At 71.1% G+C, this 25263-nt stretch carries 22 protein-coding genes and 1 rRNA gene; 2 read left to right on the top strand and 21 right to left on the bottom strand.

What is annotated here, in order from left to right; all coding sequences use genetic code 11:
- The first annotated feature begins 116 nt into the window (after positions 1-116).
- On the top strand, positions 117-761 hold the full coding sequence (locus tag KIP79_RS39190; protein WP_214110079.1) for a LuxR C-terminal-related transcriptional regulator: 645 nt from the start codon (positions 117-119) through the stop codon (positions 759-761).
- Here the strand turns inward: KIP79_RS39190 and KIP79_RS39185 are convergent.
- The 20 genes from KIP79_RS39185 to KIP79_RS39090 form a co-directional block, all read right to left on the bottom strand.
- Positions 758-2005 (bottom strand): glutamate-5-semialdehyde dehydrogenase, encoded by a 1248-nt coding sequence (locus KIP79_RS39185; protein ID WP_214110078.1) that lies wholly within the window; start codon positions 2003-2005, stop codon positions 758-760. The genes KIP79_RS39190 and KIP79_RS39185 overlap by 4 nt on opposite strands.
- Positions 2002-3120, bottom strand: coding sequence for a glutamate 5-kinase (proB, locus tag KIP79_RS39180; RefSeq protein WP_214110077.1), 1119 nt, complete (start codon positions 3118-3120; stop codon positions 2002-2004). Before proB ends, KIP79_RS39185 begins: the two co-directional genes overlap by 4 nt.
- Positions 3121-3129: 9 nt before the next feature.
- Positions 3130-4479 (bottom strand): GTPase ObgE, encoded by a 1350-nt coding sequence (gene obgE, locus KIP79_RS39175; RefSeq protein WP_214110076.1) that lies wholly within the window; start codon positions 4477-4479, stop codon positions 3130-3132.
- Between the two features lie 82 nt (positions 4480-4561).
- Positions 4562-4822 (bottom strand): 50S ribosomal protein L27, encoded by a 261-nt coding sequence (gene rpmA / locus KIP79_RS39170; protein ID WP_214110075.1) that lies wholly within the window; start codon positions 4820-4822, stop codon positions 4562-4564.
- 5 nt (positions 4823-4827) lie between these two features.
- Positions 4828-5142, bottom strand: a complete 315-nt coding sequence (gene rplU / locus KIP79_RS39165; protein WP_214110074.1) for a 50S ribosomal protein L21 — start codon at positions 5140-5142, stop codon at positions 4828-4830.
- A 179-nt stretch (positions 5143-5321) separates the two neighbouring features.
- Positions 5322-8123: an Rne/Rng family ribonuclease gene (locus KIP79_RS39160; protein ID WP_214110073.1), complete on the bottom strand. Its 2802-nt coding sequence runs from the start codon at positions 8121-8123 to the stop codon at positions 5322-5324.
- Positions 8124-8226: 103 nt separating this feature from the next.
- A complete protein-coding gene (locus tag KIP79_RS39155) occupies positions 8227-8979 on the bottom strand; it encodes a TIGR03936 family radical SAM-associated protein (protein WP_308170119.1) in 753 nt (250 codons plus the stop codon).
- Positions 8980-9210: 231 nt separating this feature from the next.
- The gene (locus tag KIP79_RS39150; protein ID WP_214110072.1) at positions 9211-11121 is read right to left on the bottom strand and encodes a TIGR03960 family B12-binding radical SAM protein; all 1911 of its coding nucleotides are present in this window, start codon (positions 11119-11121) and stop codon (positions 9211-9213) included.
- A 19-nt stretch (positions 11122-11140) separates the two neighbouring features.
- The gene (locus tag KIP79_RS39145; protein WP_214110071.1) at positions 11141-12025 is read right to left on the bottom strand and encodes a phosphotransferase family protein; all 885 of its coding nucleotides are present in this window, start codon (positions 12023-12025) and stop codon (positions 11141-11143) included.
- Entirely contained in the window at positions 12022-13458 is a 1437-nt protein-coding gene (locus tag KIP79_RS39140; protein WP_214110070.1) for an NsdA family TPR-like regulatory protein, read from the bottom strand. The genes KIP79_RS39145 and KIP79_RS39140 overlap by 4 nt, the downstream gene beginning before the upstream one ends.
- 54 nt (positions 13459-13512) lie before the next feature.
- Complete coding sequence (locus KIP79_RS39135) at positions 13513-13800, bottom strand: hypothetical protein (RefSeq protein ID WP_214110069.1); 288 nt, start codon at positions 13798-13800, stop codon at positions 13513-13515.
- 138 nt (positions 13801-13938) lie between these two features.
- Positions 13939-15117 carry a rod shape-determining protein RodA gene (gene rodA / locus KIP79_RS39130; protein ID WP_308170118.1) on the bottom strand — a complete coding sequence of 393 codons (1179 nt, stop codon included), beginning with the start codon at positions 15115-15117 and terminating at the stop codon, positions 13939-13941.
- Complete coding sequence (gene mrdA / locus KIP79_RS39125) at positions 15114-17147, bottom strand: penicillin-binding protein 2 (RefSeq protein ID WP_214110104.1); 2034 nt, start codon at positions 17145-17147, stop codon at positions 15114-15116. The genes rodA and mrdA overlap by 4 nt, the downstream gene beginning before the upstream one ends.
- Before the next feature lie 5 nt (positions 17148-17152).
- Positions 17153-17662 (bottom strand): rod shape-determining protein MreD, encoded by a 510-nt coding sequence (mreD, locus tag KIP79_RS39120; RefSeq protein WP_250214573.1) that lies wholly within the window; start codon positions 17660-17662, stop codon positions 17153-17155.
- A gap of 4 nt (positions 17663-17666) precedes the next feature.
- Positions 17667-18794, bottom strand: a complete 1128-nt coding sequence (gene mreC, locus KIP79_RS39115; protein WP_214110067.1) for a rod shape-determining protein MreC — start codon at positions 18792-18794, stop codon at positions 17667-17669.
- Between the two features lie 31 nt (positions 18795-18825).
- Positions 18826-19857 carry a rod shape-determining protein gene (locus KIP79_RS39110; protein WP_214110066.1) on the bottom strand — a complete coding sequence of 344 codons (1032 nt, stop codon included), beginning with the start codon at positions 19855-19857 and terminating at the stop codon, positions 18826-18828.
- A gap of 184 nt (positions 19858-20041) precedes the next feature.
- Entirely contained in the window at positions 20042-20452 is a 411-nt protein-coding gene (ndk, locus tag KIP79_RS39105) for a nucleoside-diphosphate kinase (RefSeq protein WP_214110065.1), read from the bottom strand.
- Between the two features lie 34 nt (positions 20453-20486).
- A complete protein-coding gene (locus tag KIP79_RS39100) occupies positions 20487-22073 on the bottom strand; it encodes a hypothetical protein (protein WP_214110064.1) in 1587 nt (528 codons plus the stop codon).
- Positions 22074-22084: 11 nt separating this feature from the next.
- Positions 22085-22423, bottom strand: a complete 339-nt coding sequence (locus KIP79_RS39095; RefSeq protein WP_214110063.1) for a DUF4233 domain-containing protein — start codon at positions 22421-22423, stop codon at positions 22085-22087.
- A 46-nt stretch (positions 22424-22469) separates the two neighbouring features.
- Positions 22470-23792, bottom strand: a complete 1323-nt coding sequence (locus KIP79_RS39090) for a bifunctional folylpolyglutamate synthase/dihydrofolate synthase (protein WP_214110062.1) — start codon at positions 23790-23792, stop codon at positions 22470-22472.
- A 70-nt stretch (positions 23793-23862) separates the two neighbouring features.
- On the opposite strand from KIP79_RS39090, the gene KIP79_RS39085 reads away from it, so the two are divergent.
- Positions 23863-25098 carry a folylpolyglutamate synthase/dihydrofolate synthase family protein gene (locus tag KIP79_RS39085; protein ID WP_214110061.1) on the top strand — a complete coding sequence of 412 codons (1236 nt, stop codon included), beginning with the start codon at positions 23863-23865 and terminating at the stop codon, positions 25096-25098.
- A 55-nt stretch (positions 25099-25153) separates the two neighbouring features.
- Here the strand turns inward: KIP79_RS39085 and rrf are convergent.
- Positions 25154-25263 (bottom strand): 5S ribosomal RNA (rrf, locus tag KIP79_RS39080); the annotation flags it as partial.

Below are 25263 nucleotides of genomic sequence, written 5' to 3'. Positions count from 1 at the left end.
GGGAGATCACTGTGCGTCATCGGCAGCGACACGCGTGCCAGTGACCGCCAAGTCGTTCCCAAGACCACTGCGGAAGGCTCTGATCAGGTCACCGGAGGGGTATCCGAGGAGGAGAGATGACCGCCACCATCACCGCCGTCGTGGCGGACGAGCACCCGCTGTACGCCGAGGGGCTGCGGTTCGCGCTGGCCCAGGAGCCGGACGTCACCGTGATCGGCACCGCCGCCGACGCCCTGGACGCCCTGCGCCTGGCCGTCCGCCTCAAGCCCGGCGTGATCCTCATCGACCTGGCCATGCTGGACGCGGTGGAGTACCTCTCCCGCCGCTGCCCGCAGGTCCGGGTGCTCGCGCTCGGCTCCTCCGACACGGAGACCGACCTGGTGACCGCGCTCCGCGCCGGCGCCCACGGCTACCTGCTCAAGGGCGCCCGGCCGGTCGAGATCGCCGCCGCGGTGCGCTCGGTGGCCCTCGGCCACCTGGTGTTCGGCCGCGGCCTGGCCCTCAGCGTGCTGAACCGGCTGACCACCCGTGCCGCCGCCAGCCCTTTTCCCGGCCTCACCCAGCGGGAGCACGAGGTGCTGGAACGCCTGGCCGACGGCCGCTCCAACGCCGAGATCGCCCGTGATCTCCACCTGGCCCCCAAGACCGTCCGCAACCACGTCAGCAACGTGCTGACCAAGCTGGAGGCGGCCAGCAGGGTGGACGCGGCCCTGCTGGCCAGGGACGCCGGACTAGGCTCCCGCAGGCTGGTGACCGTTTAGGATCTGATCTGCCCGTCGCCGGTGTAAACCCACTTGGTGGAGGTCAGCTCGGGCAGCCCCATCGGGCCCCGGGCGTGCAGCTTCTGGGTGGAGATGCCGATCTCGGCGCCGAACCCGAACTCCCCGCCGTCGGTGAACCGGGTGGAGGCGTTCACCGCGACCGCCGCCGAGTCCACCAGCGCCACGAACCGCCGGGCGGCCGGCTGGGACCGGGTGATGATGGCGTCGGTGTGCGCGGAGCCGTACCGGGTGATGTGGGCAACCGCCTCGTCCAGGGAGTCCACCACGGCGGCGGCGATGTCCAGCGACAGGTACTCGACGGTGAAGTCCTCCTCGGTGGCGGGCACCACGTCGTCGCCGTAGGCGGCGATCGCCGGGTCGCCGTGCACGGTCACCCCCGCCTCGCGCAGCGCGGCCAGCGCCTTCGGCACGAACTCCGCGGCGATGGCCGCGTGCACCAGCAGCGTCTCGGCCGCGTTGCAGACCGAGGGCCGCTGCGCCTTGGCGTTGACCAGAATGCGCAGCGCCATCTCCTGGTCGGCGTCGGCGTCCACGTACACGTGGCAGTTGCCCACCCCGGTCTCGATCACCGGCACCGTGGACTCCTCCACCACCGAGTTGATCAGTGACGCGCCGCCGCGCGGGACCAGCACGTCCACCAGGCCGCGCGCCCGCATCATCTCCTTCACCGAGTCCCTGCTCAGCCCCGGCACCAGCTGCACCGCCCCGGCGGGCACCTCGGTCCCGGCCAGCGCCTCCTGCATCACCCGCACCAGCACGGTGTTGGAGGCGTACGCGCTGGAGGAGCCGCGCAGCAGCGCCGCGTTGCCGCTCTTCAGGCAGAGCGCCGCCGCGTCCACGGTCACGTTCGGGCGGCCCTCGTAGATGATGCCGACCACGCCCAGCGGCACCCGCAGCTGCCGCAGTTCGAGACCGTTGGGCAGGGTGCTGCCGCGCACCACCTCGCCCACCGGGTCGGGCAGATCGGCCACCTCGCGCACCGCCTGGGCGATCTTCGCCACCCGGTCGACGTCCAGCCGGAGCCGGTCGATCATGGCCTCCGCGGTGCCGGACTCCCTGGCCCGGGCCACGTCCTCGGCGTTGGCCGCGACGATCTCCTCGGCCCGGGCCGTGAGCGCGTCGGCGATGCCCCGCAGCGCCCGGTCCTTGGGAGCGCGCGGCAGCGGCGCCAGCAGCCGGGCGGCATCCTTGGCGGCGCGGGCGACCTTCTGAAACTCACTCATATCGGCTCCTCAAGTAGCACGATGTCGTCGCGGTGGATCAGCTCTCGTTCGTACTCCGGGCCCAGCGCGCTGGCCAGCTCGCGGGTGGAGCGGCCGAGCAGCTCCGGGATCTCCGCCGCGTCGAAGTTGACCAGGCCGCGGGCCACCGGGTGGCCGTCCGGGCCGTACAGGTCGACGGGGTCGCCGGCGGCGAAGTCGCCCTCCACCTTGAGCACCCCGGCGGGCAGCAGCGACATGCGGCGGCCGACCACCGCCTCGACCGCGCCGCCGTCCAGGTGCAGCCGCCCCCGGCCGGTGGCGGCGTGCGCCAGCCAGAGCAGCCGGGTGCCCGGGTGCCGCCCGCCCGGGTGGAAGTACGTGCCGACGTCCTCCCCGGCCAGCGCGTGCGCGGCGTGCGCGGCGGCGGTGAGCACCACGGGCACGCCCGCGCCGGTGGCGATCTTCGCCGCCTGCACCTTGGTGATCATGCCGCCGGTGCCGACCCGGCCGCTGGTGCCGAGTTCCACCCCGTCCAGGTCCTCCGGGCCGCGCACCTCGGCGATCCTGGTCGCGCCGGGCTTGCGCGGGTCGCCGTCGTAGAGCGCGTCCACGTCGGAGAGCAGCACCATCGCGTCGGCGTGGGTGAGGTGGGCCACCAGGGCGGCCAGCCGGTCGTTGTCGCCGAACCGGATCTCGTCGGTGGCCACCGTGTCGTTCTCGTTCACCACCGGGACGATGCCCAGCTCCAGCAGCCGGGCCAGGGTGCGCTGGGCGTTGCGGTGGTGGGAGCGGCGCATCATGTCGTCGGCGGTGAGCAGCACCTGGCCGACGCGCAGGCCGTACCGGGCGAAGGAGGAGGTGTAGCGGGCGACCAGCACGCCCTGGCCGACCGAGGCGGCGGCCTGCTGGGTGGCCAGGTCCTTGGGCCTGGCCCGCAGGCCGAGCGGGCCCAGGCCGGCCGCGATGGCGCCGGAGGAGACCAGGACGAGCTGGGTGCCGGCCTGCCGCCGGGCGGCGAGCACGTCCACCAGCGCGTCCACCCGGTCCACGTCGATCATCCCCTGCGGGGTGGTCAGTGAGGACGACCCCACCTTGACGACCAACCGCCCCGCGGCTTTGATCCTGTCCCTGGCCACCGCTCCCCCTTACAGTCTGTTGTCGGTGCCGCGCGGGCCGCCGATCCTGGCCTGGGCGCCCTCCGAGGGCCGCCAGTCGAAGATATAACCGTTCTCCATGGAGCCGATGATCACCTCGACGCCGGGCTCGGCGCCCGCCTCGATCAGCGCCTCCTCCACGCCCAGCCGCTCCAGCCGGTCCGCCAGGTAGCCGACCGCCTCGTCGTTGGAGAAGTCGGTCTGCCTGATCCACCGCTCCGGCTTCTCGCCGGTGAGCTGGAAGGTGCCCTCGTTCACGCGGCGGAGCGTGAAGCCGGTCTCGCCCAGCTGCTTGGGCCGCAGCACCAGCCGGGTCGGCTCCTCCACCGGCGCCTCGGCGCGGGCCCGCGCCACCATCTCCCCCATCGCGTACGCCAGGGGCGTCAGCCCCTCGTGCGCGGCGGCCGAGATCTCGAACACCCGCAGTCCCCGCTCGGCCAGCAGCGGCCGGACCAGCTCGGCCAGCTCCCGCGCGTCGGGCACGTCCACCTTGTTCAGCACCACCATGCGCGGCCGGTCCTGCAACGACCCGTACGCGGCCAGCTCGGCCTCGATCACCTCGAAGTCGGTGACGGGATCCCGCCCCGGCTCCAGCGTGGCACAGTCCAGCACGTGCACGATCGTCGAGCAGCGCTCCACGTGCCGGAGGAACTCGTGGCCCAGGCCCTTGCCCTCCGAGGCGCCGGGGATGAGCCCGGGCACGTCGGCCACCGTGTAGATCACCTCGCCCGCGGTGACCACGCCCAGGTTGGGGATGAGCGTGGTGAACGGGTAGTTCGCGATCTTCGGCCGGGCCGCGGACAGCGCCGCGATCAGCGAGGACTTGCCGGCGTTGGGGAACCCGACCAGCGCCACGTCGGCGACGGTCTTCAGCTCCAGCACGAGGTCGCCCTCATCGCCCGGCTCGCCGAGCAGCGCGAACCCGGGCGCCTTCCGCTTGGCGGTGGCCAGGGCGGCGTTGCCCAGACCGCCGAACCCGCCCTGCGCGGCCACGTAACGGGTGCCGACGCCGATCAGGTCCACCAGCACCTCGCCGGTGGCCGCGTCCTTGACCATGGTGCCGTTGGGCACCTTCAGCACCATGTCCTCACCGCGCGCGCCGTCCCGGTTCGACCCGGAGCCCTGCTTGCCGTTGCCGGCCCGGCGGTGCGGCCGGTGGTGGTACTCCAGCAACGTGGAGGTGTTGGCGTCCACCTCAAGGATCACGTTCCCGCCGGGGCCGCCGTTGCCGCCGTCCGGCCCCCCCAGCGGTTTGTACTTCTCCCGGTGGATGGAGGCGCAGCCGTTGCCGCCGTCACCCGCCTTGATGTGCAGGACGACGTGGTCGACGAAATCCGCCATTGGGTGTCTGCTTTCCGCTAGCAATGAAACGAGGCGGATCGGATAACCGACCCGCCTCGTCTTCCGGTTTGACCGTGCGGGATTACTCCGCCGGCACCGGGATGATGCTCACAGCGCGACGACCGCGCTTGGTGCCGAACTGCACGTGACCGGCGGCCAGAGCGAACAGCGTGTCGTCACCGCCACGGCCGACGTTGTCGCCGGGGTGGAAGTGGGTGCCGCGCTGGCGGACGATGATCTCGCCCGCGTTCACGAGCTGGCCACCGAAACGCTTGACACCAAGGCGCTGGGCGTTGGAGTCACGGCCGTTCCGGGTGGACGAGGCGCCCTTCTTGTGTGCCATGTCTCCTACTTCCCGGGGTTGATGCCGGTGACCTTCACCTGGGTGTACCGCTGGCGGTGACCCTGGCGCTTCTTGTAACCGGTCTTGTTCTTGTACTTGAGGATGCGGATCTTGGGACCCTTGGTCTCGCCGAGAATCTCGGCGGTCACCTGGAACTTGCCGAGCACGGCGGGGTCGGTGGTGACTTCGCCGTCGTTGACGACGAGGATCGCCGGCAGCGAGAACGAGGAACCGATCTCACCGGCGACCGTGTCAACCTCGATGACGTCTCCCACGGAGACCTTCTGCTGCCTGCCGCCGCAACGAACGATCGCGTACACCGCGGAAACCCTTCTAGTCTGCTGGATGCTGCGCCCCGACATCCGATCGCTGAATCACGTGTCCGGCGGACCAGGGGAGCGCGCGAAGCCAAGCACGCCACCAGGCGCACCGATTGACTAGGGTACCGGATTATCGGGACCGAGGTCGAACCGGGCGGAACACCGGGTGTTTTTAGTCGTTAATCGGCCGCCCGGGAGCGCCTCGACCGCCGCCGTGCCCGAGGCTGTCCCTCGTCCACCGCGTCGGTGACGCTCTCCCTGCCGTCCTCGGCCGCGGCGACCACCGAGCTCTCGCCCAGCTTCTCCGAAACCGTCTTCTCGATCGCCATCTTGCCCTGCGTGCCGCGCGGCTCCGGCCTGCCCTCCACCGGCTCGGTGGAGATGATCAGGCCGCGCCCGTGGCAGCAGTCGCACGGCGTGGAGAACGCCTCGAGCAGGCCCTGACCGACCCGCTTGCGGGTCATCTGGACCAGGCCCAGCGAGGTGACCTCGGCCACCTGGTGCTTGGTCCGGTCCCGGGCCAGGCACTCCAGCAGCCGCCGGAGCACCAGGTCGCGGTTGCTCTCCAGCACCATGTCGATGAAGTCGATGACGATGATGCCACCCACGTCGCGCAGCCGCAGCTGGCGCACGATCTCCTCGGCCGCCTCCAGGTTGTTCCTGGTGACGGTCTCCTCCAGGTTGCCGCCGTGGCCGGTGAACTTGCCGGTGTTGACGTCGACGACGGTCATCGCCTCGGTCCTGTCGATCACCAGCGAGCCGCCGGAGGGCAACCAGACCTTGCGCTCCATGGCCTTGGCGATCTGCTCGTCCACCCGGTACGCGGCGAACACGTCGCCCGGCTCGGCCCACCTGCTGAGCCGCTCCACCAGGTGCGGAGCCACGTGGCGCACATAGTCGTCCACGTCCCGCCAGACCTCCTCGCCGGAGACCACCAGCGAGGCGAAGTCCTCGTTGAACACGTCCCGGACCACCCGCACGGTCAGGTCGGGCTCGCCGGAGAGCAGCTCCGGCGGGCTGGCCGACTTGGCCTTGCGCTGGATCGCCTCCCACTGCGCCGACAGCCGCGCCACGTCCCGGCCCAGCTCCTCCTCCGAGGCGCCCTCGGCCGCCGTACGCACGATCACCCCGGCGTTCTCCGGCATCACCTTGCGCAGGATCTGCTTGAGCCGGGTGCGCTCCTTGTCCGGGAGCTTGCGGGAGATCCCGGTCATCGAGCCGTCCGGCACGTAGACCAGGTACCGCCCCGGCAGGCTGATCTGCGAGGTCAGCCGGGCGCCCTTGTGGCCCATGGGGTCCTTGGTGACCTGCACCAGCACCGGCTGGCCCGACTTCAGCGCGGCCTCGATCCGGCGCGGCTGGCCCTCCAGGCCCGCGGTGTCGAAGTTCACCTCACCGGCGTACAGGACCGCGTTGCGGCCCTTGCCGATGTCCACGAAGGCCGCCTCCATGGAGGGCAGCACGTTCTGCACCTTGCCCAGGTACACGTTGCCCACGTAGGACTGGCTGGACTCGCGGTCCACGTAGTGCTCCACGAGCACGCCGTCCTCGAGCACCGCGATCTGGGTACGGCCGCCATGGCGGCGGACCACCATGACGCGCTCGACCGCCTCCCGGCGGGCCAGGAACTCCGACTCGGTGATGATCGGCGGGCGGCGGCGGCCCATCTCGCGCCCCTCACGGCGGCGCTGCTTCTTGGCCTCCAGCCGGGTGGAGCCGCGGAAACCCTGCACCTCGTCCAGCGGCGAGGTGGTGGTACGGCCCGCCCTGGGGGCGCGGATGCGGGTGACCGTGTTCGGCGGTTCGTCGCCGAGGGGCTCGACGTCCTCGGAACCCCGGCGGCGGCGCCGCCGACGGCGGCGGGAGCTGCCCGCCTCGGCCTCCTCGGCCTCCTCGGCCGCAGCCGGGGCCTCCTCCTCGGCGGGCTCCTCCTCGGCGCCGTCCTCCTCGGCCTGCTCATCCAGGTCCCGGGACCGGCCACGGCCCCGGCCACCCCGGCGGCGCCGGCGGCGGCGGGAACCCTCGGCGGACTCCTCGTCCTCGGTCTCCTCGGTCTCCTCCGCCTCGACGGCGACCGGCTCCTCCTCCGGCTCGGGCTCCACCTGGGGAGCCGGGGCGGCCGGGGCGGGCCGGGGCGCCGGCGGGGCGAACGGGTCCGGAGCCTGGAAGAGCGGCTGGAAGATGGCGGCGGGCGGCTGGAAGGTCACCGACGGCACGTCGGCCGGGCGGGCGACCAGGCCGAACGGGTCGGCCACCAGGTGCACGCGCGGGGCCGACTCCTCGTCCAGGTCCTCCAGGTCCTCCCCCGCCGGTTCGTCGTCCAGCGGCTCCTCGGCGGGCATGGCCAGCAGGATCGCGGCGGCCACCTGGGCCTCGGCCGCGCTCATCGCGCTGGATCGTTCCCCGGCCTCCTCGTCCTTCTTCCGGGTACGGCGGCGGCGTACCGGCGCCTCCTCGACCGTCTCAGCGGCGGCCACGGGGGCTTCCGCGACGGTCTCGGCAGGGGTTTCGGCGGGAGTCTCCTCGGCCGCCGCCTTCCTGCGGGCGCGGGTGCGGCGCACGGGCTTCACCGGCTCCGGCTCCACCAGGCTGTCCGCGACGGTCTCCGCGGGAGCTTCCGCCGCCTCCGTGGCCTTCACCTCGACCGGCTCGACCGCCTTGGCCTTGCGGCGCGTGACGCGCTTCGGCTTCTCGGCCGGCTGGTCGAAAAGCCGCTCCTGCTCCGCCGTCTCCTCGTCCTTGGGCACCACGACCTTGGCCTTGCGGGTCCTGGTGGTCGTCGTGACCGGCCCGGCGACGGCCGTACCCGCGAACGCCTGAGCCGGGGCCGGCGGGGCGGCGGGAATCTCCTCCGGTTCCGGCGGCGGGCCCGCCGGACGGCTGGCCCGGCGGCGCGGCGCGGCCGATTCCGCGGCCGAAGTGTGATGTTCTGTTGTCTGGTCCGTTGTCGTATCGCCGACAGTTGGCTCGTTGTCGAGCATGCGGGCGCTCTCCCGTCAGCTCCCGGGCACGTTGCCGCGCCGCGCGGGAGCATTCGTCTCTCGCGGTCCGCCTGGCCTCCTCACGGGGCCGCGACGGCAAGTCCTATAGGTCTCCACCAACCCGGTCGGTGACGAGCGGATCGGCGGGCTCACCGGTCATCGCGTCGAGCGGCCCCTGCGCCAGCCTGGTCACCGAGGGAGGTGACGGCGGCGCGAAGCCTGCCACGAGACGCAAACCCATGAGCACGTCATCGGGCCGGACGGCAGGTGTTTCGTGCCGCACGACCATGCGAAGTATGACACACGACTGAATCGGCTTCTGACCTGCCGTTCCGTCCGTGCGCTGCCCCGCTTCCCCGGCCACGGTGAGGCTGTGGACCGCCTGACGTGCGTCGAACGCACGCATGCCCTTCTTCGTCAGGCGCTCCACCGGCACACTCGGCGCGGCCAGGAACTCCCGCACCGCCGCCCCGGCCTCCGCCGGGTCGGCCCCCGTCAGCCGCGCCTCCCACAACGAGGCCTCCAGCCGGTCGGCCAGGTTCCCCGGGCCCGCCTCGGCGGCGTCGACCACGTCGAGCACGTCCAGGCCCGGCGGAAGCGAGGCGTCCAGATCGGCGCGGAGCCGCCGCGGATCGCACGCGCGGCTCACCCCGATCTCCAGGTACTCGGCCTCGCTGGCCACCCCGGTGGGGGCGGCGCCGGCGTAGGAGATCTTCGGGTGCGGACTGAACCCCGCGCTGTAGGCCACCGGGATGTCGGCTCGCCGCACCGCCCTTTCGAGGGCGCGGGAGATGTCGCGGTGGCTGGTGAAGCGCAGCCGTCCGCGCTTGGCGTAGCGCACACGCAGGCGCTGCACCACGGGCGCGGGCGGGGGGCCATCGGGAACGGGTTTCAGAGTTCCGTCGTCCCTTCCGGTCTAGTCGTCGCAAGAAGGTTGTTCGAAAGCTCGCCCGTCGATCGCGTCGCAGGCAAGGTGACTCGCTTCAACGGCGCCGGGCTCCTTTCGAATGACCTTCTTAGTTGATTCTTGAACGTTCTGATACCCAGAAGTCTCTCCCCAGCATATGCCGGGCTCAGACCACTGGGTTTAGACCACGGTGAGCGGGAGGAGCTTCCTTCCGGTGGGCCCGATCTGGATCTCGGTGCCCATCGAGGGGCAGACGCCGCAGTCGTAACAGGGCGTCCACCGGCAGTCCTCGACCTCCACGTCGCTCAACGCGTCCTGCCAGTCCTGCCAGAGCCACTCGCGGTCCAGGCCGGCGTCGAGGTGGTCCCACGGAAGCACCTCGTGCTCCTCGCGCTCGCGGATGGTGTACCAGTCCACGTCCACCCCGACCTCGGCGGCGGCCTTCATCCAGCGCTCGTAGGAGAAGTGCTCGCTCCAGCCGTCGAAGCGCCCGCCGTCCGCCCAGACCGCGTGGATCACCCGGCCCACCCGGCGGTCGCCCCGGGAGAGCAGGCCCTCCACGATGGACGGCTTGCCGTCGTGGTACCGGAAACCGATGGCCTTGCCGTACTGCTTGTCGTTCCTGAGCTCGTTGCGGAGCTCGCGCAGGCGGCGGTCCACCGTCTCGTGGTCGCACTGGGCGGCCCACTGGAACGGGGTGTGCGGCTTGGGCACGAAACCGCCGATGGAGACCGTGCAGCGGATGTCCCGCGACCCGGTCGCCTCCCGGCCGGCCTTGATCACCTTTCTGGCCAGGTCGGCGATGCCCATGACGTCGACGTCCTCCTCGGTCGGGAGGCCGCACATGAAGTAGAGCTTCACCTGCCGCCAGCCCTGCGAGTAGGCGGTGGTGACGGTGCGGATCAGGTCCTCCTCGGTGACCATCTTGTTGATCACCTTGCGCATGCGCTCGGAGCCGCCCTCCGGGGCGAAGGTCAGGCCGGAGCGGCGGCCGTTCCGGGAGAACTCGTTGGCCAGGTCGATGTTGAACGCGTCGACCCGGGTGGACGGCAGCGAGAGCGAGGTGTTGGTGCCCTCGTACCGGTCGGCCAGGCCCTTGGCCACCTCGGCGATCTCGGAGTGGTCGGCGCTGGACAGCGAGAGCAGGCCGACCTCGGTGAAGCCGGACTCCTTGACCCCGTTGGCCACCATGTCGCCGATCACGGTGATGGACCGCTCCCGGACCGGGCGCGTGATCATTCCGGCCTGGCAGAACCGGCAGCCCCGGGTGCAGCCCCGGAAGATCTCCACGCTGAACCGCTCGTGCACCGTCTCGGCCAGCGGCACCAACGGCTTCTTCGGGTACGGCCAGTCGTCCAGGTCCATGACCGTGTGCTTGAACACCCGGGAGGGCACCCCCGGCCGGTTCGGCACCACCCGCTGGATCCGGCCGTCCGGCAGGTACTCGACGTCGTAGAACTTGGGCACGTAGACGCCGCCGCTCTCGGCCAGGCGCAGCAGCAGCCCGTCCCGGCCGCCCGGCCGGCCCTCGGCCTTCCACTCCCTGATCACCTCGGTGATGGCGATGGCGATCTGCTCGCCGTCGCCGAGCACCGCCGCGTCCAGGAAGTCGGCGATCGGCTCCGGGTTGAAGGCCGCGTGGCCACCGGCCAGCACGATCGGATCCGCCTCGGTACGCGCCACCGCCTCCAGCGGGATCCCCGCCAGGTCGAGCGCGGTGAACAGGTTGGTGTAGCCGAGCTCGGTCGAGAACGACACCCCGAGCACGTCGAAGGCCCGCACCGGCCGGTGGGCGTCCACGGTGAACTGGGGCACGCCCTCGGCGCGCATCAGCGCCTCCAGGTCGGGCCACACCGCGTAGGTCCGCTCGGCCAGCGTTTCCGGCAGCTCGTTGAGGATCTCGTAGAGGATCTGCACGCCCTGGTTGGGCAGGCCCACCTCGTACGCGTCCGGGTACATCAGCGCCCAGCGGACCGTCGCCTCGTCCCAGTCCTTGACGGTCGAGTTGAGTTCACCCCCGACGTACTGGATCGGCTTCTGCACCTTGGGCAGCAGCGCTTCCAGGCGGGGAAACAGCGACTCGGCAGACATGCGTCCAAGGGTATCCGCATCAGAAGGCATGCCAGGTACGGTCGTCGCCTGCCCGCAGCGAGGCCAGCCGGAACCGCAGCTCGGCCCGGGTGCCCGGATCCCGGTGGGCGTTCCTGAGCACCGCGGTGAGCGTCTGCATCTCCCGGGTGTCCCGCAGCACGCCGTACCCCGGCCAGTTCCTGACGTCGTACCCGTACGCCTCGACGAACCCGTCCCGCTGCGCCTCGGTCAGCCCGAACCTGACCCCCACCATGGTGGGCACCAGGTCGATCTCGCGAGGCCCGGCGCTCACCGAGTCCCAGTCGCACAGCAGCAGCCCCTCAGGTGTACGGAGCAGGTTTCCCCGGTGCGCGTCACCGTGAACCAGCCCGTACGGCAGAGCGAACTCCAGCCGCTCGTAGTAGGCGTCGGAGAGCGCCGAGCACCGTTCGGTCAGCCACTCGCGCTCCTCCTCGTCGATGGCCCGGCTGGCCGCGATGGCCCGCCGGATCGTCCCGAAGGGGTCGTAGGTCGGCAGGTCGAACGGCACCGGCGGCAGCGCGTGCAACCGCCGGAGCATCAGGCCGAGCGGCGCGGGGTCGGGCGGCGGCCCGGCGTGCTCCTCGTAGTGCCAGAAGGTGGCCAGCGCGCCGTCCACGGCCAGCGGCTGCCGCACGTCCACCGGCTCGGTCGCGGGGAAGCCCTGGTCGGCCAGCCAGCGGGTGACCTTCAGCGAGGTCACCAGCCGGTCGTACTTGCCGACCGCCCCCGCTTCGGAGAGGCGGACCACCACGCCCTCCCTGGGCAGGTGGTAGACGGAGGTGGCGAACTCGCGCAGCAGGCGGGCGCCGGTGGCGCTCAGCCCGGCCACACGGCATGCCTCGATGAGCGCGGCGGGAACGCCGGCGACAGTGGGAGCGCTCATGAGGGCAACACCCGCGCCACGCCCGGAGCCTCAAGGGTGGGCAGCAGGTCCCGGCTCTGGGACAGACCCACCGAGCAGAAGCCCTCGATCTGCCGGGCCATGCTCTCCGAGACCAGCGCCCGGCTGGCCGACAGTGTGGCGCCCAGGCTGTCGATCCTGCGTTCCGGTGGCAGTTGCAGTAACGGCGCCACCGCCTCCTCCGCGCCGGCCTGGTCGTCCTGGAGCACGCAGGCGATGGCCAGGTGGGCGCGGGCCATGGCCTCGCAGCCGTAGGAGCGGTTCTCCCGCTCGTCGCCCGCGTACAGCTCGATGGCGCGGCGGGCCTCCTCGATGGCCCGGGGCGTCTGGCCCAGGTGCAGGTGGGTGACGGCCGCGTAGTAGTGCTGCTTGGCGGGCCGGAACGCGAACTCGCCGCCGATCTCGTCGTGCAGCTCGTCGTGGCCGCCCGTGCCCCTGGCGTGCTCGGCGCGCGCCAGCTCGTCCCTGGCCTCGGCGGACCGGCCCAGCATGGCGCAGGCCCTGGCCCGCAGCATGTGCAGGCGGGCCCCGCCGGAGCCGGTGGACAGGTGGGTGAGCGCGTCCCCGGCGTACCGGGCGGCGTCCTCGTACCGGCGGTCCCAGAGGGCCACCGAGGCCTGCATGCCGCGCGCCCAGCCCATCAGCGAGGGATGCCCGGAGATCCGCCCGTACGTCCAGGCGGCCCTGGCCAGCGTGTCGGCCGGGACCCGGCGGCCCATGTCCATGCTGGCGTTGGCCATCAGGCCGCAGAGCGCGCCCGTCAGAAAGTAGAGCTCACCCGCCTGGGCCGGGTGGATCCGGCGTTCCAGGGCCTTCCTGGTCTGCTCCTGGAGCGCCCGCATCTCCACGAAGAGCGGCAGCGGCGTCTCCCACACGTACCGGCGGCCCACCCAGACCACCTGGGTGCGGATGCGCTCCAGCGCGCCGGTGCCCAGCTCGCTGGTCTCCGCCTCCTCGGCGTGCACGCTGGCCTCCTGCGCGGCGTCCGCGATCGGATCACCGCCACCGGCCGCCGCGGTGGCGCGGCGGGCCTCCTCCGGCGTGTAGTCGCGGGCGAAGCCCAGCTGCACCGGCCCGGTCTCGAACAGGCGGCACAGCAGGTCGGTGTACTCCCGGTCCGGCCGGGCGCCGGCCTCCCACTCCCGCCAGGAGCGCTCGGACAGGCCACGCCGCCGGATGCCCGACCGGTCGCACATGGCGTGGAAGTGCTCGATGGACTCCTCCACCGTCCAGCCGTTGGCCAGCCGCATGCACTTGAGCCGCGAGGTGGCGGGGGAGCTGAGCAGGATCTCCTCGGCGATCTGGTGGATGACGGCGGTGGAGGGCGCCTCGCCGAGTGCCGCGAGGGTGCGGTCCCGGATCGCGCCGGCGAACTGGATGGCGGACCGGTCGGCCCCGCGTGCGGAATGGGTCATCGGCTCTCCAATAAGGTGCGCATCCACGCTAGCCGGGCACTCGTTACGGAATGGTCACCGCGCACGGTGCGAGTCGCTCTCCGGGGCCGTACGAGGGGCCGTCGCTGGGGCACTTACCGGGCCGCTGTGGAAGGGCCCGACCGTGCCGCCGTTACGCAACTGTGCCAGGAAGAGCTGGCCGCAGAGACTGCTCGCCGTCTGGGCGAACCACACCGTCGGCGGATTTCCGGCCGCCGCCGCGGCCCACCGGCCCCCGCCGTACACGATCCGGTAGTCGGGGAAAGCCTTGCGGAGCAGGTCCAACGCGCGCACGCGCTCCTGCGCCTCGTCATCCGGAGTCACGGTTCCTCCGTAATCCCGCAGCTGCCTGAGTCGGCCCTGTGCGTCACCGCACATTCAAAGTACGTTCCCAGACTGTTCGTTTTACGAAGGTCGCACCAGTGAGAGCCGACCGCAGGATGGTGCGGGCGGCTCTCACCCTCAGCCGTAGGGGCGTTCTCGGATGTGGATGGCTTGGAGCAGCCCGATCCCGATCATGTTGGCGAACGTCGCCGTGCCGCCGTAGGAGACGAACGGCAGCGGCAGCCCCGTGATCGGCATGATGCCGATCGTCATCCCAACGTTGATGAATGTCTGGAACGCGAACCAGCAGACGAGGCCGCCCGCCACCAGCGCCCCGAACCGGTCCTCGCACTGCCGGGCGATGCGCAGCCCGCGCAGCAGCACCACGCCGAGCAGCGCCACCACGGTCACCGCGCCGAGGAACCCGAACTCCTCACCGACCACCGTGAAGATGAAGTCGGTGTGCTGCTCCGGCACGAACCGGCCGGTGGTCTGGCCGCCGTGGAAGAGGCCCTTGCCGAAGAACTCGCCGGAGCCGATCGCGATCAGCGCCTGGGTGCTGTTGTAGCCGACCCCGCGCGGGTCGCTGGCCGGGTTGATGAACGCGGTGAACCGGGCCACCTGGTACGGCTGGAGCAGCCCGAGCGACCAGACCAGACCCCCGCCCGCCGCGGCCAGCCCCAGCACCACGACGATCCAGCGTTTCCGCACCCCGGAGAAGATCAGCACGGCGCCGGTGATCACCGAGAGCACCATGGTGGTGCCCAGGTCGGGCTGGAGCATCACCAGCCCCATGGCCAGCCCGGCCGCCGCCATCGCGAACGTCACGTCCCGCGGGCGCGGCCGGTCGGTGCCCTCGGCCGGTTCGGCCAGCAGCATGCCCAGCAGCAGGATCAGCGCCGGTTTGGCCAGCTCGGAGGGCTGCATGGCGAAGCCGCCGCCAAGCATGATCCAGGAGTGCGAGCCGTTCACCGTGCTCCCGAGCGGGGACGCCACGGCCACCAGCAGCAGCAGGGCCACCCCGTACACGGCCGGCGCGTACGCCCGCAGCCACCGGTAGTCGGCCACCGCCACCGCGCTCAGCAGCGCCCCCCCGATGCCCAGGTTGAGCACGTGCTTCTTGACCAGCCCGGCCCCCTCCGCAGAGCTCCAGGTCCGGGTGGAGGACCAGACCAGCAGGGTGCCGACCACACTGAGCGCGACCACCGCGACCAGCAGCACCCCGTCCATCCGCCGGACCGCCGAGCCCTCACCGACCGCCCGGCTGGCCAGCGAACGGCGCCGGACGGTGCTCGCCGCCGCACCCGAGGGGATCACCGCTGCACCGTCCCGTCCGGCTTGATGCGGGGCAGCCGTTCGGCGGGTTCCTGCAGGGCGGGGGTGAGGAACTTGCCGAAGCCGTAGATGCCCTCGTAGATCTCGCGGACCGCCGGGGCGGCGGTGGAACCACCCATACCGCCCTGGGAGACCATGACCACGACCACGAAACGCGGCTTGTTGGTGGGGGCGAAGGAGGCGAACCAGGAGGTGTCGTGCTTGCCGTACACCTCGGCGGTGCCGGTCTTGCCGCCGATCTTCACCACGTTCATCGGCCAGCCGTTGAACGCCCCGGCCGCGGTGCCGTCCGAGGTCACCTCGCTCAGCGCGTCCTTGATGTACGCCCGGGTCTCCTCGTCGATCGGCAGCTTCCCGATCACCGGCGCCTTGATCTCCTTGACCAGGGTGCCGTCCGGCCGCACCAGCGCCCACCCGAGCCGCGGGCTGCGCACCTTGCCGTCCCCGACCAGCGCCGCGTACGCGTTGGCCAGCTGCAACGGCGTGACCAGCACGTCGCCCTGCCCGATGGAGAAGTTGGCCGCGTCACCCGCCCGCCAGACGAAGCCCTCCACGCAGTTCTCGTACGCCAGCTTCTTCAGGAACGCCGCACGCGCCGCGTCCTTCTCCTCCGGGTAGCCGGTCTTGCCCCGGACGCAGTTCTGCGCGCGGGTGGCCGCCCACAGGTTCCGCTTCCAGTTCCGGTCCGGGATGCGCCCCGGCGACTCCCCCGGCAGGTCGATCCCGGTCGCCTTGCCGAACCCGTACGCGCGGGACATGTTGGCCATCGGGTCCTTCGGCTTGGGCACCGGCTTGCGGCCGCCGTCCCGCAGCCACATCTCGTACGCCGCCCTGTAGAAGATCGTGTCGCACGACTTGACCAGCGCCGTGTGCAGGTTCATCGGCCCCAGCCCGATGCCGCGGAAGTTGTGGAACGGCCGCCCGCCCACCATGTACGCCCCCGGGCAGTCGTAGGTGCCCTTCAACGGGTAGCCGTCGGCCACCATCGCCGACACCGAGGTGACCTTGAACGTCGAGCCGGGGGCGAAGGTGCCCTTGATCGCCCGGGAGACCAGGGGTTTGCCCGCCTTGTCGGAGAGCAGCCGCTGATACTCGGCCTCGGCGATGCCGCCGATCCAGACCGACGGGTCGTAGGTGGGCACGCTGGCCATCGCGATCACCCGCCCGGTCTGCACGTCCAGCACCACCCCGGCCGCGCCGTCCGCCTGGGGCGCCTTCTTCATCGCCCCCGCCAGCGCCTGCTCCACGATGGACTGCACCTTGGCGTCGATGCTGGTGATCAGCGTGTCCCCCGCGACCGGCACCTCCTGCTGCTCCACACCAATGGCCTTGCCCATCCGGTCCACCTGGACCCGGCGCAGCCCCGTCTTGCCGCGCAGTTCCTGGTCGTAAACCGACTCCAGGCCGTCCCTGCCGATCAGGTCGACGCCCGAGAAGCTGGCCTTCAACCCCTCCCGGCGTTCGAGCTCCTCCTCCGTCACCGGCTGCAGGTACCCGAGCACCTGCGCCGCCTCGGAACCGTACGGATACTCCCGCACCGCCTGGATCTCCGCGGTCACCCCGGGAAAGTCCTCCTGCCGCTCCAGGATCTGCAGCGCCTGCCGGGTCGAGACGTGGTTGTCCACCGGAATCGGCTGGTACGGCGAGCCCGGCCAGCACGGCCGGGACACCTTCGGCCCGCACGGCCGGATACGCTCCTTGAGCTTGACCGGGTCGGCCCCGAGCACCGCCGCCAGCCGGGCCAGCACCGCGGAACCCCGGTCCGGCAGCCGCTCCAGCCGGTTGCGGTCCACCGACACCACCAGCGCGGTGCGGTTGCGGACCAGCGGCCGGCCCACCGAGTCGAGGATCTGCCCGCGCACCGCGGGCACCCGCACGTCCCTGGTCCGCGTCTCGGTGGCCACCTCCACGAACTCGGCGCCGCGGACCACCTGGACCTGCCAGAGGCGCACCCCCAGCACCACCAGAAGCGTGATCACTGTCAGGTGCACCACCACGAAACGGGTCCGCATCCGGCTCACGGCCGCCTCCCTCCCAGCACCAAAGCCTTCTTCCGGGGCCGGCGGGGCACCCGGAAGAGCGCGTTCACCCCCCAGACCAGGAAGGGCGCCACCACCAGGTTGCAGAGCGCCGTTCCCGGCCAGACGGCCTCGAACGCCCCCCAGTCCACCCCGGGATCGCCCAGCAGCGCGCCGACGCCCACGGCCAGGGCCGGGGCGCACACCGCGCAGGTCATCACGGTCAGCATCGGGGCCCGGACCGCCCCGCGCCCGGCCACGTACCCGATCAGGCACATGACCAGCCCGTACTGCCCGAGCACGTGGTCGGCGGGCGGCAGCACGTCGGCGGCCAGACCCGTCAGGAACCCGATCACCGCGCCCGCGGCGGCCCCGCGCGCCGCGGCCAGCGCGATCACCAGCAGCAGCACCAGATCCGGCACCACGGCGAAGCCGAGCCGGTTGAGCACGGTCACCTGCAGCACCATCGCGACGAACAGCAGCGCCGCGGTGCCCAGATTCCGCCCCATGAGGTCAGGCCCTCTCGTCCGGCTGTTCGTCCTGCCTGGCCCGCTCATTCGGACCGGACGGCCCGGTCCGATCGTTCGGAGCGGCCGGCCCGGTCCGCTCGTTTGGACTGGCCGGCCCAGTCAGCTCGTTTGGGCTGGCCGGCCCGGTTTGCTCATTCGGAGTGGACGGCCTGGCCTGCTCGTTCGGAGTGGATCGTCCGTCTTGCTCGTTTGGCCTTGCTTGTCCGGTCGGCTGGTCCGGCTTGGCGGGCTTGGCAGGCGCGGCCGGCAACACCGAATCCCGGGGATCCCTGGACGGCCCCCGGACCACCACTCCGACCACGTCGAGCGCGGTCAGATCGGCGAACGTCCGCGCGTACGCGGTCCGGGTGAGCTCGCCCGGAGTCGCCTCCACCCGCTCGATCGTCCCCACCGGGACGCCCGCCACGTACGGCACGCCCTGCACCGAGCCGAAGCTCACGATGCGCGAGCCCACGGTCAGCGGGGCCGTCGAGTCCAGCAGCCGGAACTTGATGAACCGGCCCCGGTTGCCGCCCTCCCCCAGACCGCTGACCACGCCGAGCTCGTTGCCGCCCTCCAGCCGCGCCCCCGCCGAGGAGGCCGGGTCGGAGAGCAGCACCACGGTGGCCGTGCCCGAGGTCACCTGGACCACCCGGCCGATCAGACCGTCCTCGTTGAGCACGGTCATCTCCTTGCGCACACCGTCCCGGCTGCCCGCGTCGATCTCCACCGCGTCCTCGAAGCCCGGCGCCGAGCGCCGCGCGATCACCTGGGCCGGCACCACCTGGTAGCCGCCCCGGCCGGCCAGGCCGAGCATGCCGTCCAACTCGGCGGCGCGCCGCTTGTCCAGCCGCTGCGCGATCAACTCCTTGCGCAGCTTGGCGTTCTCGGCGGAGAGCTGGGCGATGCGCTGCTGTGCCGAACTCGCCCCGGCCAGCGCCCGCACGAACCGGCCCACCGGCTCGATCACCGACGCGGTCGCCTGCTCGGCCGTGCCGAACGTGGCGGCCGCGAAGGACCGGATCGGGCCGAGCACCGGGGTGTCCCCGCTGCGGTGGTCAACGGTGATCAACACCAGCGCCGCCGCCAGCAGCGCCCCCACGACCACGCGCCCCCGCCGCGAGTCCTTCACCACCCCGCCCCTTTCGTCTCAGTCGATCCGGTCAGTGCCGCGGTTCTGGCACCAGCACCTGCTGCAGCGCCTCGAAGTCCTCCACGCACCGGCCGGTGCCGAGGGCCACCGAGTCGAGGGCGTTGTCCACCAGGTGCACGGGCATGCCGCACTCCTCCCTGAGCCGGTCGTCCATGCCCTTGAGCAGCGCGCCGCCACCGGTCAGCGCGATCCCCCGGTCCATCAGGTCGCCGGACAGCTCGGGCGGGCACTTGTCCAGGGTCGCCTTCACCGCGTCCACGATCGCGTTGAGCGGCTCCTCGGTGGCCCGGCGCACCTCGTCGGCGGAGACCACGATCGTCTTCGGCAGCCCGCTGACCAGATCACGGCCGCGGATCTCGGCGTGGTACTGCTCCCGCAACGGGCAGGCGGAACCGATCGCGATCTTCACCTCCTCCGCGGTGCGCTCGCCGAGCATCAGCGAGTACTCCTTCTTCGCGAAAGCGATGACCGCCTGGTCCAGCTCGTCGCCGCCCACCCGGATGGACTGGCTGGTCACGATGCCGCCCATGGAGATGATCGCCACCTCGGTGGTGCCCCCGCCGATGTCCACGACCATGTTGCCGGTGGGCTCGTGCACCGGCAGCCCCGCGCCGATCGCCGCCGCCATCGGCTCCTCGACGATGTACACACGGCGGGCCCCCGCCTGGTAACCGGCCTCCTTCACCGCCCGCTGTTCCACCCCGGTGATGCCGCTGGGCACCGCCACGATGATGCGCGGCTTAACGAAATAACGTCGTTTATGGACGCGCTGAATGAAATAGCGCAACATGCGTTCGGTCACGTCGAAGTCGGCGATAACGCCATCCTTCAGCGGCCGCACCGCCACGATGTTCCCAGGCGTCCGCCCGATCATGCGCTTGGCCTCAATGCCCACCGCCACGATCTTCCCTGAGCTGGTGTTGATCGCGACAACCGATGGTTCGTTGAGGACGATGCCACGCCCGCGCACGTAGACCAGCGTGTTCGCCGTACCGAGGTCGACCGCCATGTCGCGGCCGAGAAAAGCCAACTTGCTGCCCATGGGGAAGGAAGCCTTCCGTCAGGAGTTCCGCTGAAGATAACGCATCGCACTCGAATCGTAACGTGTTGTACCCATCACTCAGCGCAACGATCCTGCTCGGACACAAAAATGCTCCGAGATTACGCTGGGACCTGCGGAAACACGAAAGGCCCCGGAAATCCGGGGCCTTTCATCAAGAACTGGGTCAGAACCGGTCGGGGAAGAAGATCTTGATCTCCCGAGCGGCCGATTCGGGGGAGTCCGACCCGTGCACCACGTTCTCGCCGATCTCCAGCGCGTGGTCGCCACGGATGGTCCCCGGCGCGGACTTCACCGGGTCGGTGAGCCCGGCAAGGGCGCGGAAAGCCTCGACGGCGCGCGGCCCCTCCACCACCATCGCCACCAGCGGCGCCGAGGTAATGAACGTCACCAGCTCACCGAAGAACGGGCGCTCGGCGTGCTCGGCATAGTGGGCCTTGGCGGTGTCGGCGTCCAGCGTGCGCAGCTCCATCGCGACGACCTTCAGGCCCTTGCGCTCGATGCGGCCGATCACGTCACCGATGAGGCCACGACGGACACCGTCGGGCTTGATCAGGACAAGCGTACGCTCGGACACGGGATATCTCCTTTGATGCGATCCTGGGGCGCGCCTAGCTTATCTGCTCCTCGCCAGTGTCCTCGGGCGACGGCGTCGGCGCGGGCACCACCAGCGGGACCGGATCAGGGTCCAGCGCGAGCACCTCCGCCTCGTCCGGCTCCGCGTCCGACTCCAACTCCGCCAACTGCTCCGCGGCCGGCGCCGGTGCGGGCGCCTCCGGCTTGGGTGCCTCCGGGAATCTCCGGGCGAGCAGCGAGGCCAGCAACAGCACGAGCACCACCACGAATCCACCGACCAGCGCCCACAGATGCAAAGCCCCCACGAAGGCGTCCACCATGGCCTCCCGGGTGGCGCTCCCCAACTCGCCGACCTCCCGCAGCCGGGTCACCTGGATGCCCGTACCCAGCAGGAACCCGGCCAGCACCGACGGGAACAGCAGGGACACCGCGAACAGCGCGGCCACCTGCCCGGCCGCGCGCAGCGCGCTCACCAGCGCCACCGCCGCCCCGGCCGCCAGCAGAACGAACGGCACGGCCAGCAGCATCCCGCCCATCGTGGGCACCAGCACGCGGATCGCGCACAAGCCCACCACCACGGCCACCAGCCCGGCCGCGACCAGCCGCGGCGCCTGGCCCTCCGCGAGCCGCACCGCGCCCCCGGCCGCCAGCACGGCGACCACCGCCGCCACCCCGAACGGCACCCACAGCCCGGTCAGCCCGGGACCGCCAAGCCCGCCCAGTTCCACGTAGGTCAGCTGGGCGGCGGTCGGCAGCACCACGAGCCCGACCGCCACCTGGGTGAACGCGGCAGCCCTGCCCCCCTCGAACACGGCCACCGAACCCAGCCCCAGCATCGCCACCACCGCGACCGCGGCCACCGCGATCACCGTCACCGGCGGCCAGTCGAAGGTGGTCCCCACCGCCAGCACGGCGATCCCCGCCGACGGCACCGCGGCCATCGCCAGCCGCGCCCGCTCCACCGGCGTCCCCGGCACCGCCACCCCCCGGCCGGCCTCACCGGCCAGCAGCCAGAGCACCAGGAACACCGCGGCCAGCCCCAGCGCCACACCGGTCAGCAGCGGGTACGGCTGGAGCGTGACCTGCCAGGAGGAGACCGCGTCCAGCGGCCACAGGGCCAGGGCCTGGGCGGCCAGCAGGCTCACCGCCAGCACACCCGCCCACAGCGGCAGCAGCACCCTGCGGTGCGGCCGCTCCATCGCCGCCACCAGCGTCGCCGGGACCAGCAGGCCCGCGCCCACCCCGTGCAGCACCCGCAGCACCGCCACCATCCCGGGGCCGCCGGCGTAGCCACCCGCGGCGTCCGCCAGCGCCAGCACCGCCAGACCGGCCACCAGCATGGGGGCCGCCCGGAACCGCCGGAGCGCGAGCGCGGCCCCCGGCACGGTCAGCACCATCGCGGGCAGCGCGAGACCGTGCGCGCGCATCATCGCGATCTGCGGCACCTCCGGCGGGAGCAGCGCGGCCACCACCGAGATCGTGTTCGGGATCGCCAGAATGGCCAGTGGGAGCGCGGCCACGATGAGCAGCCCGACGACGACATCGAGCACGACGCCCGTCGCCGGGGCCCGGACCGCGTCCAGCGGGGGGCGCAGCGGCTGATGCATTGGGGGGACGGCCATGGTGGCCGACTTTAGCGCTTCGTCGCGCCCTCGACACGGCGAGCGACGAATATCGCGGTTATCCATAGGGCTGCGAAGATCGCCCCGAGAAAGAACATCGTGGGCACCAGAAAACCGGTCGCTATCGCCAGAACCTGGATCACGCTGCCCGCGATATAGCCCACCGGATAACGGAGCAGCCCGGCGACGATCACACAGAGCACGGCCAGCCCGACACCGGCGCCCACCGCCAGCCGCGGTTCGGTGCCGGTGATCTGGATCGCCACCGGCGTCAGGAGGGCGACGACGATCGCCTCCATGCCCAGCACGGTCGCGCCGAGGCGGCGCATCCCGGGGGTTACCTCGAACATCCAGCCCACCTTCAGGAGAATCCTCTTGCGCTGTTTCCCGTAGCGTTCAGCTCGCCCTCAGGAGGATCCTGGCGTCCCCGGCGGTGACCACCGAACCGGTGATGAGCACCCCGGAACCGAACTCGTCCCCCTCGTCGGCCAGCCCGACCGCGATGTCGATGGCGTCGTCCAGGCGCAGACAGACCTGCACCCGCTCCTGGCCGAACACGCCCACGGCACGTTGCGCCAGCTCGTCCGGGTCCATGGCACGCGGGGAGGAGTTCCGGGTGACCACGATCTCCGTCACGATCGGTTCGAGGAGCTCCAGGATCGCGTCCACGTCCTTGTCGGCCATCACCGCCACGACGGCGATCAACCGGGTGAAACCGAAGGACTCGGTCACCGCGTCGATCGTGGCCTCCATGCCGCCCGGGTTGTGCGAGGCGTCCACGATCACCGTCGGGCCCCGGCGGACGACCTCCAGCCGGCCAGGGCTGGTGACCTGGGCGAACGCCTGACGTACCAGCTCGTCGGAGAGCGGGTCCTCACCCGCCGTCAGCGCCTCCACGGCGGCCAGGGCGGTCGCCGCGTTGCCCGCCTGGTGGGCTCCGTACAGGGGGAGGAAAACCTCCTCGTAGACGCCCTTCAGGCCGCGCAGATCGAGAACCTGGCCGCCCATGGCCAGCTCCCTGCGCAGCACCCCGAACTCCAGCCCCTCCCTGGCCACCAGCGCGCCCACCTCGGCCGTACGGCGCAGCAGCACCTCGGCCGCCGGGAGCACCTGCTGCGCGAGCACCGCGGTCGACCCCGGCTTGATGATGCCCGCCTTCTCGCCCGCGATCGTGGCGACGTCGGGCCCCAGGTACTCCGTGTGGTCCAGCGAGATCGGCGTGATCACCGCCACCGTGCCGTCGGCGACGTTGGTGGCGTCCCAGCGGCCGCCCATGCCCGTCTCCACCACCGCGATGTCCACCGGGGCCTCCGCGAACGCGGCGAACGCCATCGCGGTGAGCACCTCGAAGAAGCTCAGGCGGCCGTACTTCTGGTCGACGATCTCGAAATAGGGCTGGAGCTCCTGGAACAGCTCGACGAACCGCTCCTCCGACAGGGGGGCGCCGTCCACGCAGATACGGTCGCGCATCGACGCGAACTCCGGGCTCGTGTAACGACCCACGCGGAGGTTCCGTTCGCGCAGCAACGCCTCGACCATCCGGGCCGTGGTCGACTTGCCGTTCGTTCCGGCAATGTGGATCACGGGGAACGCCGCCTGTGGCTGACCCAGCAGATCGACCAACCCAGCGATACGGTCCAGGGTCGGATCAATCTCCCATTCGACACCCCGGGCCCGAATGGCGGCCTCGACCGTACGAATGTCCTGCGCTTCTGTCACCTGGACAGTTTAGTGCCGCCCACGCTCGGGCCATGGCCCTGTGGCCGGGGGCCTCTCATAGACTCACGCAGTGCGTTCCGACAGCGCGTTCTTCGAGGACTGGCACTCGCGCCCCAAGGGTTCCCGCCGCAGCCTCGAACGTGCGCGGCATCTGCTGAACCTGATCGGGCTCCCCGGCGCCGACGCGCCCGTCCTCACCGTCGTCGGCTCGAAAGGCAAAGGCACGACGGCCACGTACGCGTCCGCCTTCCTCGCCGCGACCGGTGCCCGTGTGGTGACCGTCACCAGTCCTGGCCTGCGCTCCAACCGCGAACGGATCAGGCTCAACGGAGCCGCGATCTCCGACACAGACCTCGCCCCCCTCGGAACCCGCATCGCTCACGCCCTCCGCCGCCTTCCCGACCGCACCCGACTCCCCGGCCATCTCGCCCCCGCCGGGCTGTTCACCGCCGCCGGAGTCCTGTACGCGAACGAGATCGGCGTCGACTACCTCGTACTGGAAGCCGGCATGGGAGGCGGCTCCGATGAGGTTTCCCTCTTCTCCCCCCGCGTCGTCGCGATCACAGAAATCTTCGCCGAACACGTGGGCGTCCTCGGCGACACCCCCGCCGAAATCGCCCGGGAAAAGGCGTCCGTCGTCTCCCCTCGCACCAGAGCCGTCCTGTCCCTCCCCCAACAACCCGCCGTGCGAGAAGCCATCGAAACGACCATCAGCCAGAAGGCAAACCTGGACCTCGACATCCTCAACCCCGACACCGCCTCCCTGTCGGCCGACCTCCTCCCCCCTTCTTACGGCCGATGGAACGCCGAACTCGGCTGCGCCGCGGCAACCAAGCTCCTGTCCCTGCTCGACAAGGAGCCCCCTGCCCCGTCCCAGCTCACCCGAGTGCTCAATTCCGTACGCCTCCCGGGCCGGTTCTCCCACCACCTCGTGCCAGGCACCGACATTGAGGTCTGTATCGACTCGCCCATCAGTCGAGCGGGAATAGCCACCGCCCTAAAAATGGCTCATGAACGCTGGAACAGCATCGACCACGTGCTTCTCTGTCTCCCCGACAACAAGGACCTAGAGGGCTCCATCCTCGAACTCGCCGACTACCCCGTCACCTTCATCCGCCTGACCAACACCCACTTCACCTTCACCAAAGCACTGCCCCCCAAGTGGACCGTCCTCGACCAGGACGAAATTACTCCGGAATTCCTGGCCGACTTGGGCCACCACATCCTCAGCCTCGGGACCGCCCTCTTCTCGGGCCACATGCTGAGTATCTTGAACGTCTCAACCGAGCAACTCTTCGTTCCTTGAAGTCTCGGGAAATGCGAAAGGCCCCGGTCAAACGACCAGGGCCCTTCGAAAGATTGTCCGGCGGCGTCCTACTCTCCCACACCGTCCCCGGTGCAGTACCATCGGCGCTGGAGGGCTTAACTTCCGGGTTCGGAATGAGACCGGGTGTTTCCCCACCGCTATAAC

Source organism: Acrocarpospora catenulata, from assembly GCF_018476525.1.
Taxonomy (GTDB): domain Bacteria; phylum Actinomycetota; class Actinomycetes; order Streptosporangiales; family Streptosporangiaceae; genus Acrocarpospora; species Acrocarpospora catenulata.
Note: the sequence above shows the minus strand (reverse complement) of the source record. Positions and strands in the feature narration are given on the sequence as shown.

Coding starts and splice junctions, on each gene's coding strand:
- KIP79_RS39185 (WP_214110078.1), bottom strand. CDS start 2,005: ATGAGTGAGTTTCAGAAGGTCGCCCGCGCCGCCAAGGATGCCGCCCGG.
- KIP79_RS39100 (WP_214110064.1), bottom strand. CDS start 22,073: ATGGCCGTCCCCCCAATGCATCAGCCGCTGCGCCCCCCGCTGGACGCG.
- KIP79_RS39110 (WP_214110066.1), bottom strand. CDS start 19,857: ATGGGCAGCAAGTTGGCTTTTCTCGGCCGCGACATGGCGGTCGACCTC.
- KIP79_RS39095 (WP_214110063.1), bottom strand. CDS start 22,423: ATGTTCGAGGTAACCCCCGGGATGCGCCGCCTCGGCGCGACCGTGCTG.
- KIP79_RS39160 (WP_214110073.1), bottom strand. CDS start 8,123: ATGCTCGACAACGAGCCAACTGTCGGCGATACGACAACGGACCAGACA.
- KIP79_RS39140 (WP_214110070.1), bottom strand. CDS start 13,458: ATGACCCATTCCGCACGCGGGGCCGACCGGTCCGCCATCCAGTTCGCC.
- obgE (WP_214110076.1), bottom strand. CDS start 4,479: ATGGCGGATTTCGTCGACCACGTCGTCCTGCACATCAAGGCGGGTGAC.
- mrdA (WP_214110104.1), bottom strand. CDS start 17,147: ATGCGGACCCGTTTCGTGGTGGTGCACCTGACAGTGATCACGCTTCTG.
- KIP79_RS39145 (WP_214110071.1), bottom strand. CDS start 12,025: ATGAGCGCTCCCACTGTCGCCGGCGTTCCCGCCGCGCTCATCGAGGCA.
- KIP79_RS39190 (WP_214110079.1), top strand. CDS start 117: ATGACCGCCACCATCACCGCCGTCGTGGCGGACGAGCACCCGCTGTAC.
- mreD (WP_250214573.1), bottom strand. CDS start 17,662: ATGGGGCGGAATCTGGGCACCGCGGCGCTGCTGTTCGTCGCGATGGTG.
- rpmA (WP_214110075.1), bottom strand. CDS start 4,822: ATGGCACACAAGAAGGGCGCCTCGTCCACCCGGAACGGCCGTGACTCC.
- KIP79_RS39150 (WP_214110072.1), bottom strand. CDS start 11,121: ATGTCTGCCGAGTCGCTGTTTCCCCGCCTGGAAGCGCTGCTGCCCAAG.